The organism is Burkholderia sp. BCC1999 (genome assembly GCF_905339975.1).
Lineage (GTDB): Bacteria > Pseudomonadota > Gammaproteobacteria > Burkholderiales > Burkholderiaceae > Burkholderia.
Window position 1 is genome coordinate 240,837 of sequence record NZ_CAJPHP010000006.1, and the last position, 16,936, is coordinate 257,772.

General features: G+C 66.6%; 16 protein-coding genes. 11 read left to right on the forward strand and 5 right to left on the reverse strand.

Annotated elements, in window-relative coordinates:
* The first annotated feature begins 5 nt into the window (after positions 1-5).
* The gene (locus tag U5809_RS10930; RefSeq protein WP_322086512.1) at positions 6-1,022 is read left to right on the forward strand and encodes an NADP-dependent oxidoreductase; all 1,017 of its coding nucleotides are present in this window, start codon (positions 6-8) and stop codon (positions 1,020-1,022) included.
* A gap of 193 nt (positions 1,023-1,215) precedes the next feature.
* Positions 1,216-1,734, forward strand: coding sequence for a thioesterase (locus tag U5809_RS10935; protein ID WP_322086513.1), 519 nt, complete (start codon positions 1,216-1,218; stop codon positions 1,732-1,734).
* Positions 1,735-1,785: 51 nt separating this feature from the next.
* Here the strand turns inward: U5809_RS10935 and U5809_RS10940 are convergent, their stop codons facing one another.
* From U5809_RS10940 to U5809_RS10955, 4 genes are all read right to left on the reverse strand, one after another.
* Positions 1,786-2,838, reverse strand: a complete 1,053-nt coding sequence (locus U5809_RS10940) for an AI-2E family transporter (protein ID WP_176046051.1) — start codon at positions 2,836-2,838, stop codon at positions 1,786-1,788.
* Positions 2,839-3,074: 236 nt separating this feature from the next.
* Positions 3,075-3,659 carry a YSC84-related protein gene (locus tag U5809_RS10945; RefSeq protein ID WP_282511162.1) on the reverse strand — a complete coding sequence of 195 codons (585 nt, stop codon included), beginning with the start codon at positions 3,657-3,659 and terminating at the stop codon, positions 3,075-3,077.
* Between the two features lie 76 nt (positions 3,660-3,735).
* Complete coding sequence (locus U5809_RS10950) at positions 3,736-4,122, reverse strand: DUF883 family protein (protein WP_322086514.1); 387 nt, start codon at positions 4,120-4,122, stop codon at positions 3,736-3,738.
* A 285-nt stretch (positions 4,123-4,407) separates the two neighbouring features.
* Positions 4,408-6,255, reverse strand: a complete 1,848-nt coding sequence (locus U5809_RS10955; RefSeq protein WP_322086515.1) for an ExeM/NucH family extracellular endonuclease — start codon at positions 6,253-6,255, stop codon at positions 4,408-4,410.
* A 207-nt stretch (positions 6,256-6,462) separates the two neighbouring features.
* Between U5809_RS10955 and U5809_RS10960 the strand changes: the two genes are divergently transcribed.
* The 8 genes from U5809_RS10960 to U5809_RS10995 all read left to right on the forward strand — a co-directional run bounded on the left by U5809_RS10960 (position 6,463) and on the right by U5809_RS10995 (position 13,458).
* A complete protein-coding gene (locus U5809_RS10960; protein WP_282511160.1) occupies positions 6,463-6,816 on the forward strand; it encodes a YciI family protein in 354 nt (117 codons plus the stop codon).
* Positions 6,817-6,941: 125 nt separating this feature from the next.
* Positions 6,942-7,361: a YciI family protein gene (locus U5809_RS10965; protein WP_322086516.1), complete on the forward strand. Its 420-nt coding sequence runs from the start codon at positions 6,942-6,944 to the stop codon at positions 7,359-7,361.
* 38 nt (positions 7,362-7,399) lie between these two features.
* Positions 7,400-7,816 carry a VOC family protein gene (locus tag U5809_RS10970; RefSeq protein ID WP_322086517.1) on the forward strand — a complete coding sequence of 139 codons (417 nt, stop codon included), beginning with the start codon at positions 7,400-7,402 and terminating at the stop codon, positions 7,814-7,816.
* Positions 7,813-9,081, forward strand: a complete 1,269-nt coding sequence (locus U5809_RS10975) for an RNA polymerase sigma factor (RefSeq protein WP_322086518.1) — start codon at positions 7,813-7,815, stop codon at positions 9,079-9,081. The genes U5809_RS10970 and U5809_RS10975 overlap by 4 nt, the downstream gene beginning before the upstream one ends.
* Before the next feature lie 219 nt (positions 9,082-9,300).
* Positions 9,301-9,723, forward strand: coding sequence for a rubrerythrin family protein (locus tag U5809_RS10980; protein ID WP_322086519.1), 423 nt, complete (start codon positions 9,301-9,303; stop codon positions 9,721-9,723).
* Between the two features lie 119 nt (positions 9,724-9,842).
* Positions 9,843-11,180, forward strand: a complete 1,338-nt coding sequence (locus U5809_RS10985; protein ID WP_322086520.1) for a heterodisulfide reductase-related iron-sulfur binding cluster — start codon at positions 9,843-9,845, stop codon at positions 11,178-11,180.
* A 30-nt stretch (positions 11,181-11,210) separates the two neighbouring features.
* On the forward strand, positions 11,211-11,792 hold the full coding sequence (locus tag U5809_RS10990; protein ID WP_282511151.1) for a DUF3501 family protein: 582 nt from the start codon (positions 11,211-11,213) through the stop codon (positions 11,790-11,792).
* 724 nt (positions 11,793-12,516) lie between these two features.
* Positions 12,517-13,458 carry a transposase gene (locus U5809_RS10995; RefSeq protein ID WP_176046346.1) on the forward strand — a complete coding sequence of 314 codons (942 nt, stop codon included), beginning with the start codon at positions 12,517-12,519 and terminating at the stop codon, positions 13,456-13,458.
* Between the two features lie 126 nt (positions 13,459-13,584).
* On the opposite strand, the gene U5809_RS11000 is transcribed toward U5809_RS10995, so the two are convergent.
* On the reverse strand, positions 13,585-15,111 hold the full coding sequence (locus tag U5809_RS11000; protein WP_322086521.1) for a mannose-1-phosphate guanylyltransferase/mannose-6-phosphate isomerase: 1,527 nt from the start codon (positions 15,109-15,111) through the stop codon (positions 13,585-13,587).
* A 428-nt stretch (positions 15,112-15,539) separates the two neighbouring features.
* Here U5809_RS11000 and U5809_RS11005 point away from each other — a divergent pair, with 428 nt between their 5' ends.
* Positions 15,540-16,913, forward strand: coding sequence for an undecaprenyl-phosphate glucose phosphotransferase (locus tag U5809_RS11005; RefSeq protein ID WP_322086522.1), 1,374 nt, complete (start codon positions 15,540-15,542; stop codon positions 16,911-16,913).
* Positions 16,914-16,936 lie beyond the last annotated feature (23 nt).

Genomic DNA, 16,936 nt, shown 5'->3' on the forward strand with positions numbered 1-16,936 from the left:
ACACCGTGTCGACACCCATGAACCGCCAACTGCTGTTGAAGACGCGCCCCGAAGGGCGCGTCGGCCGCGAACATTTTTCGTTTGTCGAGACGCCGGTGCCGGTGCTCGCGGACGGCGAGGTGCTCGTGCGCGTGCTGTACCTGTCGATGGACCCGACCAACCGCGTGTGGATGAGCGACGTGCCGCAGTACCTGCCGCCCGTCGCGATCGGCGAGGTGATGCGTGCGCTCGGCATCGGGCGCGTGGTCGCCTCGCGCCATGCCGGTTTCGCGGAAGGCGAGCTCGTGCAGGGGCTCGTCGGCTGGCAGGACTATGCGGTCGTGCCGGCCGACCAGGCCGCGCAGCTCGTGAAGCTGCCCGCGCAGTCGGGTCTGCCGCTGCCGACGCTGCTGGGCGCATGCGGGATGAGCGGGCTGACCGCGTACTACGGGCTGACCGACATCGCGCCGGTGCAGCCGGGCGAGACGCTCGTCGTGTCGGCGGCGGCCGGGTCGGTCGGCTCGATCGCCGGGCAGATCGGCAAGATTCACGGCGCGCGCGTGGTCGGCATCGCGGGCGGTGCGGACAAGTGCCGCTACCTGACCGAGACGCTCGGCTTCGACGCGGCCGTCGACTACAAGGCCGACGATTTCCGTCAGCAACTGAAGGCCGCGACGCCGGACGGCGTGCACGTGAACTTCGAGAACGTCGGCGGCGAGGTGATGCGTGCGGTGCTGTCGCGAATGGTGATCGGCGGGCGCGTCGCGCTGTGCGGCGTGATCTCGAACTACAACAGCGGCCGCGCGGCCGACGACGTCGGCGTGCTGATCTCGAAGCGGCTGACGATGCGCGGCTTCCTGATCCTCGATTACCGCAAGAGCCGCGAAGCCGTGCAGACGCTTTCAGGCTGGTTGCGCGACGGCCGGCTCAAGGCCGAGGAAACCGTGGCGGACGGTCTCGAAAACGCACCGGACGTGCTCAATCGCCTGTTCGACGGCGATCATCGCGGCAAGCTCGTGCTGCGCGTCGATCCGGACGCGTGACGGGCGTGCGATGCCGGTCGCCGGTTGCCGCGACCGGGTGTCGGTGGCCGCGAGTACGATCAACCGGGCTGCAGTTTAGGACTTGTCCCATATATTGTTCCGGCCGCTCTCCCTAAAGTGATTGCCAGCAGACAGGCGGCGTGACCGATGCGTCACGCCGCCTTTTTTCTGGTCACGCGAAGGGAGAGGGAACATGCGAAACGACGCGAAACGAGCGGCATCGGCAACGGCTGCGGTGCGCGATCGAACGGTGTGGTGTGCGGGCGCCGTGCAGCGGATCGCGCTCGGGCTCGGTGTCGTGCTGGCCATGTCGAATGCGATGGCAAACGGGCAGGCCAGGTCGGACGGCGTCGTGCATTTCACGGGCGCACTCGTCGATCTCTACGACGTATCGTTCGATGCGCCGTCGGGCGCGTTCGTCGACGGGCAGGAGATGACGGGCAGCGCGGTGGCGACACTCCGGTTCGATGCGCACGGCCGGCGCATGCCGGGCGCGCAGGTGACGCTGGCCGCGGCCGATGGCACGTCGTTCAGGCCGGATGCCGTTTCGGGCGTGCGCGCAACGTGGCGCGATGCACACGACGATCGAAGCGTGCCGCTGGTATCGGGCCGTGCGCATCGCGTCGGCCCGTATGGCGGCGTGATGACGGTGGCGGCAGATGAAGAAACGGGCGCCGTAGCGCCCGTCGTGATCGGTATCCGTCATCCTTGACGGACGGTTTCCGCCGGTGTGCAGATCACTGCACGCCGGCCATGCGGCGCGTCATTCGCCCTGTTCCGAACGTGCGTAGATGTCCCAGCTCGCCATGAACAGCGCGGCGACGAGCGGCCCGATCACGAAGCCGGTGATGCCGAACAGCGCCATCCCGCCGAGCGTCGAGATCAGCACGACCCAGTCGGGCATCTTCGTGTCCTTGCCGACGAGGATCGGGCGCAGCAGGTTGTCGACGAGGCCGATCACGCCCACGCAGAACGCGACGAGGATCACGCATTTCCACACCGCGCCGATCATCAGGAGGTAGAGCGCGGCCGGCACCCATACGAGGCTCGCGCCGATCGCGGGCAGCAGCGACAGGAACGCCATCAGCGCGCCCCACAGCACGACGCCTTCGATCCCGAGGATCCAGAAGATCAGCCCGCCGAGCGCGCCCTGCACGAGCGCGACCGCGATGTTGCCCTTCACCGTCGCGCGCACGACCGTCGTGAACTTGGCCAGCAGCAGGTTCTTGTGCTCGTCGTCGAGCGGCAGCGCGCGGCGCACGCGGCGGCCGATCTCGCCGCCGTCGCGCAGCAGGAAGAACACCATGTACAGCATCACGCCGAAGCTCACGACGAACTGGAACGTGTTCTGGCCGATGCTGAGTGCCTGGGCTGCGGCGAGCTGGCTGATCTGCGCGGCGCCATCGGTCAGTTTCTTCTGGATGCTCGGGATGTTGGTCAGCCCGTACTTCTGCAGCAGGTGCTGGATCGACGACGGCAGCGCGTGGATGATGTCCTGGAAGTATTGCGAATAGTTCGGCTGCGCGGTCTTGATTTCCTGGTACACGTATGCGATTTCCTGCACGAGCGTCGCCGCGACGAACACGAGCGGGAGAATCACGATCAGGACGATCAGCGACAGCGTCAGGAGCGCGGCCAGGTTGCGCCGCTTGCCGAAGCGTGCGGCGAGCCAGCGCTGCACGGGCTGGAACAGGATCGCGAGTATGGTGCCCCAGAACACGGCGCCGGAGAACGGCGCGAGGATCCAGCAGAGTCCGACGGTGACCGCGGCCAGCAGGAAATAGAAGAATTTTTGGTGATCGTGTCCGCTTTCCATGGATGGCGTTCGCGCAGATTGTTGCTTCGTTTGATTGAATTGCGTTGCCCGGGGCGCGATCGGCTCGCGAACGTCACGGGTTCGCGGCGGAACGCGGCGTGGGGCGGCCCGAACGGGAGTATGCCCGCAAAGGCCCCGCCATCATAGCCGCTGCGTGTGACCCCTGCGAAAACGCCGCGGCCGGGGCCGCGGCGCTGCCGGGAAGCGAACGCGGCGCAACGCCGCGTGAAGCATCGTCAGATATTGAGTTTCGTGACCTTGGTGCCGTTCACCGACAGGTCGCCCATCAGGCCCGCGTTGGTCAGGACCAGTACCTCGACCGGTGCGGTGGCCGTGGTGGTGTCGACCGCGCCGTTCGCGCCGACCTTCACGACCGCTACCGATGCGTCGGCGCCGGCGGCCCAGCCTTCCGACCTGCGGAACGAGTCGAGCGCATCCTGCGTCATGAACAGGAACACGATCGCCTTCGACTGCGCGCCGGCCTGCAGGCCGACCGACAGCGACGACGTGTTGTAGTAGCCGACGGTACTGCCGCCGACGCGCAGCGCGCCGTTGCCGGACTGGCCGCCGACGATGAAACCGGCCTGCAGCACATTCGGGAACACGAGCGTGCCGCGCGATTTCGCGACGAGTTCGCGCGAGCCCGGCACCGTCGAATAGAGGCGCGACAGCGTGGCGTTCACGCTGGCGTCGATCGACTGGCGCTTCGATGCGCTGGTCGACGCGTTTTCGGGTTTGTCGGGCGTGGTCGTGCAGCCGGCGAGCGCGAGGCTGCCGAGCATCACGGCGGCGGCGGCTTTCATGGCGAGGGATTTCTGCATGGCGATTCTCCTTCGTTGTCTGATTGAGGATGGGCGGTGCGGGCAGCGGGGCGGGCAGCGGTGCGGCTGGCCGCGGTCAACGGCGGGCAAGGAGCAGGCCCACAACGAACGCGAGACCCGCGACGACGCCGGCGGTTTGCCACGGGTTGTCGTGCACGGCCTGCGACACGCGTTCGGCCGATTCGCGCAGCCGGGCGGCCGCGCTGCCCGACGCGTAGTCGAGCGTGCTGCGCGCTTCATCGAGCCTGGATTGCACGCGCTTGCGCAGCGCGGCGATATCGCCGTCGCCATCGTTTTTCAGCAGGTCTTCCAGTTCGTCGACCAGCCCGCGCAGATCGTCGGTCACGTCGGCATGCAGGTCGCGGGCGGCAGAGCGCGTCGAGCGTCCCACGCGCCGGCCGGTGCGACGGATGTCGGCCAGGCCGCGGTCCAGCTTGTGTTCGATCGAGTCGGTGAGCGCCATGATGTTTATCCTCCTTCGATTCAAGGCCAATTTGAAGATAAGACGAATCCCAGCAACTAATGTGATTCACTTGACCCGATTGAGTTTCGAGACAATTTTTCAATTCGTCGGCAAGATCGCCGGGAAGCCCCGCCGTACGGGGCGTCGCGGAGATTGCAAAAAATTCTCAATCGGGCAAAACGCGTGCAGCGGAAAGCGATACGAAGCGAATGTCCGGTAAATATGGCGTCGCCCGGGGTGTGAGGTAAATAGTGCCGTTGCAGGCGATGGGCTGATGCAAATGCACTAATCGACGGTGTACTGACGAGCAGGATTTGTGCCCGCGACCGGCATCCGGGCGCGGTTGCCCAGCGCGAGGTCGACGACGACGGGATCGTGGTCCGACGACCGATAGGCGTCGGGTGCGTAATAGGACGACCGATGCGCGGCCGTTTTGTAATCGGGCACGGGTTGCAGTGCAAACGGTTCATCGGCGTTGATGTGCCAGATGTGCGCGGCTTTGACGCGCGCGGCGAGTGCCGGCGTCGCGAGCGCATGATCGAGGCTGCCGGCCTCGCCGCGAAATACGTAGCTGTACGCAGCATCGCCGGCGAAGCGGGCCACCAGGTTCGCGTAGCCGCGCGCTTCGAGCACACGAACGGGATCTTCCTTCGCGTAGCTGTTCAGGTCGCCGATCAGCAGCACGCCGTCGGCGGCGGCGCCCGTCGGCGACGTGGCGAGCCAGTCGGCGATGCGCACGGCTGCCTGCGTGCGCGCCGCATTCCAGCAGCCCTGGCCGTCCGACTGGTCGCGATCGGCGCCGCTCGCGTTCGGGCAGTTCTTCGACTTCAGGTGATTGACCGCGACCGTGAACGCGCGTGTGCCGCCGACGCGCCGGAATGTCTGCGCGAGCGGCGGCCGGTGCCGGCCACCGAGCGCGATGGTAGCGGCACGCCCGACCGGTTCGACCGTGCGGCTGTCGTACAGCAGCGCAACCGCGATGGCATCGCGGCCGCGCCGCGCGGTACCGGGGTCGACCGCGCGCCAGCCGTCGCCGAGTTGTGTAGCGAGACGCCGCACGGCGCTCGCGTCGCCGTGGCCGTTGTTCGCGATTTCCATCAGCCCGATCACGTCGGCGCGCAGCGCTCGCAACGCCGCGATGATCTTCGCCTCCTGCCGCGCGAACACGGCAGGCGTTTTTGCGCCGCGATTGGCCGCTGTATTGAATCCGCCGCCGTGGCCGTCGCCATTGAAATAGTTGAACACGTTGAACGACACGATGCGCACGTCGGCGTCGGGATGCCGGGCCGGCGCATCGGTGCGCGGGTTCGTCGTGGCGTCGAACACCGGTGCGGCGCCGGCGGCCGGTTGCAGCCGCCACGCGCCGTAGCGCAGTTCGAGCACGCCTTCGACACCGCGCACCGTGTAGCCCGAGCGAAGCGTGTTGGCGGCGCTCAGCGCGGGTGGCGGATAGCGCACGGCCGCGCGATCGCGGCGGTTCGAGCCATCGTCGAGGACGATGCGGTTGCGCGCGTTGGCCGCTGCGAGCGCAGCGGCTTCGGCGGGCGGGACGACCTGGGTCGGGATGCGCAGCCGGCCGTTGCTGAGCACGACGCTGCCGTAGCGGCCGAGTTCATGCGTGTCGCTGACCGTCAGCGTTTGCGGCAGGCGCACCAGCATGCCTTCGTGCGCGGCCAGCACGGCCGGCGTGGCGACCGGCAGCGTGAGCGTGGCGGGCGTGACCCTTTGCCCGCGTGCGCAGACGGCGATGCCGCCCGTCAGCGTGAACTGCGTGCGGCCGTATCGATCGTCGACCCTGCCGGTGAGATGCACGAGATCGCCTGCGTTCGCGCGCGCGTTCGGCGCGTACACGAACAGGCCTTCCGGGACGCCCGGCTTGCGCTTGCGCTGCGCATCGGCCTGCTGGACGAAGAAGCCGCCGAGGCCGTCGGGCCCGCCGAATTCGGCGGTGACGACGGCCTCGATCGACGTCGTGCGTCCGGCCAGCGGCGACGGGCCGTCGGCCCGACGGAGATCGGCGATCGCCGAGGTGGCGCTGCCGCAGCCGGCGCTGACCGGCAGCCCGGCCATGACCGGGCGGACGGAGAGGGTAAGCGTCAGTGCAACGGCAAGCAGCGGCAGCAGGCGTGACATGGGACGATCCACAGGAAGAAAATCCGACAGTTCGGGACTGCATCCTGAAGGCAAAATGTCAGGAAGCGGCCGAATTGGCCGTCAGGCCAGTGCCGATCGGCTAACGATGTCGGCAGGCCGCATCGCGGCTGCTACGCTTTTGCATCGGGTGTCGCTTGCCGATCGCCCAGCGAACGTTGCCGCGCCCCGTTCCCACAGGAGAAGTCCATGTCTTACATGCTGTTGATTGTCGAACCGACCGAACAGCGCGCCGAGCGCACGCTCGACGAAGGTCAGGCGCTGTACGCGCGGATGGTCGATTTCGCGGAGACGCTGAAGGCGCGTGGCGTGCTGCGCGGCGTCGAGTCGCTGGAGCGCTCCGAGCGCGGCACGCGCGTGCAGGTGCGCGACGGCGAGACGCGCCTGGTCGACGGCCCGTTCGCGGAGGCAAAGGAAATGGTCGGCGGCTTCTTCCTCGTCGACGTCGACACGCGCGAAGAGGCGATCGAGATCGCACGCCAGTGCCCGGCCGCGCAATGGTGCACGGTCGAGGTTCGCGCGGTCGGTCCGTGCTTCCTGTAATTTCCGCGACTCGGTATTTACCCTGATATGTCGCGGCGCGTGTCGATCCGGCCGTCGTTCGCGCGTCGTCCGGATAAGGCCCCGATGAACGGGCGCCTCCTTCCATCGATGACAAGGAGTGAACGATGCGATTCATGATCATGATCCGGGCGAACGCCGTCAGCGAATCCGACGCGTTGCCGGACAACCGGCTGGTCGAGGCCATGACCGTCTATCACGAGGAACTGGCCAAGGCCGGCGTGCTGCTCGACGCGAACGGGCTGCGGCCGAGCGCGCGCGGCTGGCGCGTGCGCTACACGGACGGCAAGGGCTCGGTGGTCGACGGCCCGTTCGCCGAAACGAAGGAACTGATCGCCGGCTATACGCTGATCCAGGTACGTTCGCGCGACGAGGCGCTCGAATGGACGCGCCGGTTTCCCGCGCCGTTCGGCGCCGAGATGGATTGCGAGATCGAGGTGCGGCCGCTGTTCGAACTCGACGACCTCACGCCGAGTGAGGCAGTCGAGCGGTTCCGCGAGCTCGACGTCGGCCGCAAGGGCGCCTGAACGTCCACCTGAATCCAACTTCACCGGGAGCACCCGTCATGCACAAGATGGTCTTCATCAACCTGCCCGTGGCCGACCTGCCGCGCTCGAAGGCGTTCTACCAGGCGCTTGGCTACGAGGTCGTGCCGGAATACACCAACGACATGGCCGCCTGCATCAAGATCAGCGACACGATCTTCGCGATGCTGCTCGTGCGGCCGTTTTTCCAGACCTTTACCGGCAAGACGATCGTCGATCCGGCGACGCAGGTGCAGGTGCTGTCGTGCCTGTCGTGCGAAAACCGCGCCGAGGTCGACGCGATCGTCGCGAAGGCGCTCGCGGCCGGCGGTTCCGCGCCGCAGGCGCCGCGCGAGTACCCGAACATGTACGGCCACGGGTTCGACGATCCGGACGGCCACGCATGGGAGCTGATGGCCATGCCGCTGGACGCGTCCGGACAGGGGCAGGCGTCGTGACGCTTGAGGCGACGCATCGTGCGATCGAAGCGGTCTGGCGAATCGAGGCGCCGAAGATCATCGCGCGCGCCGCGCGCGTGGTGCGCGACGTCGGCGTGGCCGAGGAGCTGGCGCAGGACACGCTCGTCGCGGCGCTCGAGCACTGGCCCGTCGACGGCGTGCCCGACAACCCGGCCGCCTGGCTGATGACGGCCGTGAAGCGTCGCGCGCTCGATCGCGTCCGGCAGGAGTCGCTGCATGCGGCGAAGCGCGACCAGCTCGGGCACGAGATGGACGCGTTCGAAGCGCACGTCGTCCCCGACATCGCGGAGGCGCTCGCCGACGCGAGCGACGACGACATCGGCGACGACCTGCTGCGGCTGATCTTCACGTCGTGCCACCCGGTGCTGTCGACCGATGCGCGCGTCGCGCTGACGCTGCGGCTGCTCGGCGGGCTGACGACGGGCGAGATCGCGCGCGCGTTCCTGACGCCCGAGCCGACGATCGCGCAGCGGATCGTGCGCGCAAAGCGCACGCTCTCGGCCGCGCACGTGCCGTTCGAGGTGCCGGCCGCGGATGCGCGGCCCGCGCGGCTCGCATCGGTGCTCGAAGTGATCTACCTCGTGTTCAACGAAGGCCATGCGGCGACCGCCGGCGACGACTGGACGCGTCCGGCGCTGTGCGACGAGGCGCTGCGGCTCGGCCGCGTGCTGGCCGGGCTCGCGCCGGACGAAAGCGAAGTGCTCGGACTCGTCGCGCTGATGGAACTGCAGGCATCGCGCATGCAGGCGCGCACCGATGCGCAGGGCCGTCCCGTGCTGCTGCTCGACCAGGATCGCAGCCGCTGGGATCCGTTGCTGATCCGGCGCGGCCTCGCGGCGCTGGAGCGGGCGACGAAGCTCGGCGGCGTGCGCGGGCCGTATGCGCTGCAGGCCGCGCTGGCCGCCTGCCATGCGCGTGCGCGGCACGCGTCGGATACCGACTGGGCGCAGATCGTCGCGCTGTACGACGCGCTCGCCGAGGTTGCGCCGTCGCCCGTCGTCGAGCTGAATCGCGCGGTAGCCGTGGGGATGGCGTTCGGGCCGGCCGCGGCGCTCGAACTCGTCGATGCGCTGCGCGACCATCCCGCACTGGTGCGCTATCACTGGCTGCCGAGCGTGCGCGGCGACCTGCTCGCGAAGCTCGGCCGTGCCGACGAGGCCAAGCGCGAGTTCCGCCGCGCGGCGGAACTGACGCGCAACGAGCGCGAACGCGAATTGCTGCTGAAGCGCGCGACCGATGCGTGACGCATGATGCACGCGTGAGCGTGCCGTCGTTGCTGCCCCCGGCACCACCGGTGTCCGGCCCGACACTATCGCGCGCATTGAAAAAGCCTATTGGGGGATGCGAACGCGAGCGCCTAGATTGAAGAGCACGATGCGCGCGCCCCGGCACACGCATCGTTCCCCACATACTTCATCGGCCCGGCTTCGCATGCGGCCGCGCCGACTCGAACGGAGGCGCAAATGGCTCACCTCAAGGGCAGCAAGACCGAAGAGAACCTGAAGGCCGCATTCGCGGGTGAATCGCAGGCGAACCGGCGCTATCTGTATTTCGCTTCGAAGGCTGACGTCGAAGGGCAGAACGACGTCGCCGCGCTGTTCCGCTCGACCGCCGAAGGCGAAACCGGCCATGCGCACGGCCATCTCGAATACCTGGAGGCCGTCGGCGATCCGGCCACGGGCTTGCCGTTCGGTTCGTCGCGGCTGAATCTCGAATCGGCGATCGCCGGCGAGACGCACGAATACACCGACATGTATCCGGGCATGGCGAAGACCGCGCGCGACGAAGGCTTCGACGAAATCGCGAACTGGTTCGAAACGCTCGCGAAGGCCGAACGCAGCCACGCAAACCGCTATACGAAGGCGCTGGACAGTCTCGTCGACTGACGGGCCGCCGCAGGCCGCACGGCATCGCCGTGCGACCGGCACGCGGCTGGCTGTTCGTTCATCGCCGCCCGCCGCGCGCGGGCGGCGCGCGCGCATGCGCGCCACGCTGGAGCGCCCCCATGCCCCACAAGGAAGGCAGTCTCGAAGCCCCGACCCGGCATCCGCTCGACTGGCAGTCCGATGCGTTCTACGACCAGGCCGCGATCGACGCTGAAATGACGCGTGTGTTCGACATCTGCGCCGGGTGCCGGCGCTGCGTGTCGCTGTGCGGCGCGTTTCCGGCGCTGTTCGACCTGGTCGACGACACGCCGATGGGCGACATCGAGGAGGTGCCGAAGGAAGCGTTCGGCAAGGTCGTCGACCAGTGCTATCTGTGCGACCTCTGCTACATGACGAAATGCCCGTACGTGCCGCCGCACGCATGGAACGTCGACTTCCCGCACCTGATGCTGCGCGGCAAGGCCGCGCGCTACCAGCGCGGCGAAGTGGCGTTACGCGACAAGGTGCTGTCGAATACCGATGCGCTCGGCCATTTCGCGGGCATTCCGATCGTCACGCAGGCCGTCAACGCGGTGAACCGCACGCCGCCCGCGCGCCACGCGCTCGAGGCGGCGCTCGGCGTCGATCGCGACGCATGGCTGCCGGAGTTCGCGCCGCGCAAGTTCCGGCGCGCCGCGAAGCGCTCCGGCAATCCGCCCGTGCGCGACGGCGAACGCACGCCCGGCAAGGTCGCGATCTACGCGACGTGCTACGTGAATTTCAACGAACCCGGTATCGGCCACGACCTGCTCGCGATCCTCGCGCACAACGACATCCCGTACGAACTCGTCACGCGCGAAGCCTGCTGCGGGATGCCGCTGCTCGAACAGGGCAACCTCGCCGGTGTCGCCGCGAAGAAGGCCGTGAACATGCCCGTGCTCGAACGCTACGCGCGCGAAGGCTACGCGCTGATCGGCGCGATTCCGAGCTGCGTGCTGATGTACAAGAGCGAGCTGCCGCTGATGTTCCCCGGCGACGAGGCGGTGCGCGCGGTGGCCGACGCATTCTGGGATCCGTTCGAATACGTGATCGCGCGGCATCGCGACGGGCTGCTGAAGACCGATTTCAAGACCGGCCTCGGTACCGTGTCGTATCACGTGCCGTGCCATGCGCGTGTGCAGAACATCGGCCGCAAGACGGCCGACGCGCTGTCGCTCGTGCCCGATACGCGCGTGAACGTCGTCGAGCGTTGCTCGGGCCATGCGGGCACGTTCGGCGTGAAAAAGGAATTCCATGCGGACGCGATGCGGATCGGCGCACCCGTATTCAAGGCGATGGCCGAGCCGCAACCGGATGTCGTGTCGTCCGACTGCGCGCTGGCCGGCCATCACATCGTGCAGGGCATCGACGAGAGGGGGCTGCCGTCCGCGCCGCTCGCGCACCCGCTCACGCTGCTGCGCCGTGCATACGGAATCTGATCCGACGCCCGCCATCCACGAGGACTGCTCATGACGCTGACCCGCGACTCCCTGCTGACGCTCGAAGCCTACGCAAAGATCCGCAGGACCGAACACGCGCGGCTCGTTGCGTACAAGCGCCGCCGCGCGGTGGCGCTCGGCAACCACCTGCGCTTCCTGTTCGAGGACGAGACGACGATCCGCTATCAGATCCAGGAGATGCTGCACATCGAGAAGATCTTCGACGAGGCCGGCATCGAAGGCGAACTGGAAGCCTATCTGCCGCTGGTGCCCGACGGCACCAACCTGAAGGCGACGCTGCAGATCGAATACGAGCACGAGGCCGAGCGGCGCGCGGCGCTCGCGCGGCTGATCGGCGTCGAGGATCGCGTGTACGTGCAGGTCGACGGGCATGCGAACGTCTACGCGATCGCCGACGAGGATCTCGAGCGCGACACCGCCGAGAAGACGTCGGCCGTGCACTTCGTGCGTTTCGAACTCGACGCGCCGATGCGCGCGGCGCTCAAGGGCGGGGCGGCGCTGTCGATCGGCTGCGATCACCCGGCCTACGCGATGCCGCCGCAGCGCGTGGACGCGGACGTGAGCGCATCGCTGGCCGGCGATCTGCGCTGACGCAACTGCCGCGCGTCCCGCACGGCGGCTTCCGCTTTTCCGTTCCGACCCGAAACGGGAGGTCCGCTCGCCGGGCGGTGCTGCCGCGCGCCTGTCGCCGCGAAGATGTAACAGGCGCCACGAGTTTGCATGCCGGGACATACCGTGCATCGCGCGTCACTGCACTTTCATTACTCGCAGAGAAACAATAAAAAGATTGTGCACGGGGATAATTAAGGTGAACGGAAATTGAATGATTTACCGATTCGTGAATATCTTGTTACGAATTTTCCCGCGATTTACCGATTTTAGGAAGCAATCCGGGAAATTGTTTCCGGCAAGGGCCGGATCAGCCTGTAACAGCTTATTTCAGGCTATTCTTCATACCCTGCAGAGCCCCGCCAGACGGGCCTTTGCAGCGACGGGCATAAAGATCTCGCAAAAAAATTCAAGCGTAAATAGATTGCGCACCAATGGCTGGATGTTTCAGTGCGTAACATTAAGTCATTGTCATATTGAGATAAACCCTGAGGATGGTATGCTTCGTGCACAAAAATTCCCACATTGGAGTGAGACCGTGATTTGTGCGCCATTGCCGGGAATCGCGGCACCGTGAAAGTGCGGTGCCGAGCCGGCATGCACAACACCGGATAACCATAATGTGCAACCTGGCCGCCCCGCGACGCGATGTGTCGCGATGGCGCCGCCAATCGCAGCCCGGCCTGGCTGCGTGGAGAGATCTACTATGTTCTTCGATGAGCTTAACGATGAAGAGTGGTTTCGTCTTTCAACGCTGATCGCCGATGAACCCATCCGGCTGAATCGTCGCGGGCGGCCGCGTGCCGAACCGCGTGTCGTCGCCAATGCGGTGCTCTGGATCCTGACGACCGGGGAAGCCTGGTCCAAGCTGCCCGGTCGCTATCCGTCCGGGCCGACGTGCCGTCGCCGCTACGAGGAATGGCTGGCGAGCGGCACGCTGCTGCAGATGATCGACGTGCTGACCCAGTTCAGCGGGCGCACGTTCGCGTATATTCCGCCGCCGCCGGTGCCGGTCGTTCCCGCGCGCCGCGTGGAGCCCGTGCCCGACAACGATCGCTTGCGCGGCGTGTTCTGGCAAAACCCCGAGTCGTGGCAATTGCCGGTTGCGCAGGCAAACGTTTGGGAGGGCGAAGGTGCGTCGGTAAGTGCGATGCAGGACGATGCGGTGATCGATCCGTCCGACACGTCGTTCGTCGTGCCCGGTGCGCCGGCGACGGAGCTGCGCCACGCTCATGCGTCGTCGGCGAGCTTCGCCGCGGCCGAACCGCAAGTCGACGAGTATCGCGGCTATACGATCAGCGGCATCGCGCAGCCCGTGCAGAACCTGATGTATCGCGCGTGGGCCGAGATCTCGCAGGACGACCGGCGCGTGGAGCGCTCCGGCCTCATCGGCCCGCGTTTCACCGATGCCGAGGAAGCCGAACAGTTCGCGCTCGACTGGGCGCGCCAGTGGATCGATCGCCACGGCGCGAGCGACGAGCCGGCGCGCGAGCCGCAAAGCGAGGTGCTGGCCGGCCTGTCCGCGCTGGCGCGTGCGGAGTCGGACATCAAGCGCTTCATCGCCGAGCGCCATGCGAGTGCGCTGACCGAGGGCCGCAACGATCCGGTGCAGCCGGAACGCCGCGAGTACGAGTACCGCGTCGGTTGATCGCGGTGTCGATGCGATGCGCGGGCCGTCGTGTGCCACGACGCCCGCGCGGCCATTCCGTCTCTTCAAGCCTGCCGTGCCGGCCGGGCGCCGCCTCGACAGCGGCGCCCGCCGGCGTTTGATGCATCACTGGCGGCCGTAGGTGTCGTCGAAGCGGACGATGTCGTCCTCGCCGAGATACGCGCCCGATTGCACTTCGATCAGTTCGAGCGGCATCTTGCCCGGGTTCTCCAGGCGGTGCGAGACGCCGAGCGGAATGTACGTCGATTCGTTTTCGGACAGCAGGAACGTTTCGTCGCCGCGCGTGATGCGCGCGGTGCCGCGCACGACGATCCAGTGTTCGGCGCGGTGGTGGTGCATCTGCAGCGACAGTTGCGCGCCCGGCTTCACGACGATGCGTTTCACCTGGAAGCGCTCGCCCATGTCGACCGAGTCGTAGTGGCCCCACGGGCGGTGCACCTTGCGGTGGTCGGTGGCTTCCGCGCCGCGTTGCGCCTTGATGCGGCCGACGATTTTCTTCACGTCCTGCACGCGCGATTTATCCGCGACGAGCACGGCGTCGGGCGTTTCGACGACGACGAGGTTCTGCGTGCCGACGCAAGCGACGAGCCGGCTTTCCGAATGCGCGAAAGTCGATTCGGCGTCTTCGAACAGCACATTGCCGCGGCCGACGTTCTGCGCATCGTCCTTCGGCGAGATCTGCCAGATCGCATCCCACGAACCGACGTCCGACCAGCCGGCGTCGAGCGGCACGACGACGCTCTCGCACAGTTGCGGCAGGCTCGCGAGCGGCTCCATCACCGCATAGTCGATCGAGTTCGACGGCGATGCGGCGAATGCGTCGCGATCGACGCGGAAGAAATCGCCGTCTTCCTTGCCCTGGGCGACGGCCTGTTCGCACGCGGCGTAGATCGCCGGTTCGAGCTGGCGGATCGCCTTCAACCACACCGATGCGCGCACGATGAAGATCCCGCTGTTCCACCAGTACTCGCCGGAGGCGACGTACTGCTGCGCGAGTTCGAGGTGCGGCTTCTCGACGAAACGGTCGAGGCGGCGCACGTCGAGGCTGCCCGTCGCGGCATCGCCGAGCGGCGCGCCGACGCGGATGTAGCCGTAGCCGGTTTCCGCGTGCTTCGGCACGATGCCCATCGTCGCGATCTTGCCTTGCGCGGCGCAGTGCACGCCGGCCGCGACGGCTGCGTGAAAGCGCGGCAGGTCGGCGACCGCATGGTCGGCCGGCATCACGGTCATCACCGCATCGTTGCCGCCGGCGACGAGCCGCAGCGCGGCGAGCGTCAGTGCGGGCGCGGTGTCGCGGCCGAGCGGCTCGAGCATGATCGTCGCGCGCTTGGCCGTCAGGCGCAGCTGTTCGGCGGTCGTGAAGCGGTGATCCTCGCCGCACACGATCAGCACGTCGTCGTTCAGCGGATGAGCGGCCGCGAGGCCGTCGAGGCGCAGGGCGGTCGACTGCAACAGCGAATGATCGCCGAGCAGGCCGATCAGCTGTTTCGGAAAACGTTCGCGCGACATCGGCCACAGGCGTGTACCGGAGCCGCCGGCAAGAATCACCGGTTGCACCGCGAGGCGCGTGCCGGTAGCGGGGGCGGCGGAAGAAGAATGGCGCGTTTCGGCTGCCACGGCCGGAGCATTCATGATGACACTCTCCACGGTTGAAGTCAGTGCCTGTCGTTGTAGCATGAAGTAAATCGACAATAAAACCGGGCCCATTGCTTGATATTCATCAGGCATTCATCTGGAAAAATTTTCCGCGATAGCATCGGATGCAAATAAAAAAATAAAAAATAATTCCGCGCATCGGCGTCCAATGCTTGCCTGTAAAGGGGTTGCGGCGAACGTAAAGTTTCCGAAAACTTCTCGATTTCCGATCAATTCGGGAAAACCTGCCGAATTAATTCAAAAACTTCGCGGCAAGAATTTCCGATTATTTTTCGAAATACTTGTGCGCTTGAGGAGGAATTTTCTTACCGCTTCAATAGCGTCATGCAACGTTTGAATCGAAGGTGCGGCACGGGTCGCACGAGGAGCTGTTCGGCAAACGCCTGTTCAAAGAGGAAGCAGACATGTTGAGCGTGCTGGCGAGAGTCATCGATATCGCGATGGTCGTGGCGGGGGCGCTGATCGCCGCCGCCCTGCACGGCGGCAGCATCTGGCTCAACGACCTGCAGCGCACGACGGTGCTGTTCGACTGCCTGCTCGTCGTCGTGTTCTTTCCGGCCATCGGCATTTACCAGTCGTGGCGCGGCAAGCGTCTCGTCGGGCTGGTGGGCCGGGTGGCGTTCGCGTGGCTCGTGGTCGAGCTCGCGGGCATCCTGATGAGCTTCAGCTTCCACCAGTCGGGCGACCTGTCGCGGATGTGGCTCGGTTACTGGGCACTCGTGACGATGGTGCTGCTCGCCGGCTCGAAAGCCTGCGTGCACGTCGTGCTGCGGCAGTTGCGCCGCGGCGGCTACAACCTGAAGGCGGTCGCGATCGTCGGCGGTACGCCGGCGGCGCGGCGGCTGATCGCGCAGATGCGGGCGCGGCCGGAAGCCGGTTTCAACCCGGTGTGCGTGTACGACGAAAGTGAAGCGCTGGGCGAAGTGGCGCTCGACGACGTGCGTATCGAGCGGCAGTTCGAATCGCTGGTGTGGCTGGTGCGCAGCCGCGCGATCAGCGAGCTGTGGCTCACGCTGCCGATGACGGAGGAGCGCCGGATTCACCAGATCGTGACGGTGTTCCGCCACGACTTCGTGAATATCCGCTTCATCCCGGACGTGCGCACGCTGTCGTTCTTCAACCAGGAAGTGGTCGAGGTGCTCGGCGTGCCGGCGATCAACCTCGCGGCGTCGCCGATCACCGACGTGCGGATCCTGCCGAAGTTCGTGTTCGACCGGATGTTCGCGCTGGCGGCGCTCACGGCGCTCGCGCCGGTGATGGTGATGATCGCGGCCCTGATCAAGCTGACGTCGCGCGGGCCGGTGTTCTTTCGCCAGAAGCGCAAGGGTATCGACGGGCACGAATTCGAGATCTACAAGTTTCGCTCGATGAAGGTGCACCAGGAAGTGTCGGGGCAGGTCACGCAGGCGACGAAGAACGACACGCGCGTGACGCCGGTCGGCCGGTTCCTGCGCCGCACGAGCCTCGATGAACTGCCGCAGTTCATCAACGTGCTGAAGGGCGAGATGTCGGTCGTCGGCCCACGCCCGCATGCGCTCGCGCACGACGACATCTACAAGGATCTGGTCAAGGGCTACATGTTCCGTTACCGGATCAAGCCGGGCATCACCGGATGGGCGCAGATCAACGGCTATCGCGGCGAGACCGACCAGATCGAGAAGATGATGGGACGCGTGAAGCTCGATCTGTACTACATGCAGAACTGGTCGTTCTGGCTCGACATCAAGATCGTCGTGCTGACGCTCTGGAAAGGCTTCACCGGCAGCAACGCTTACTGACGCCGGCACGCAGCGCCACCACG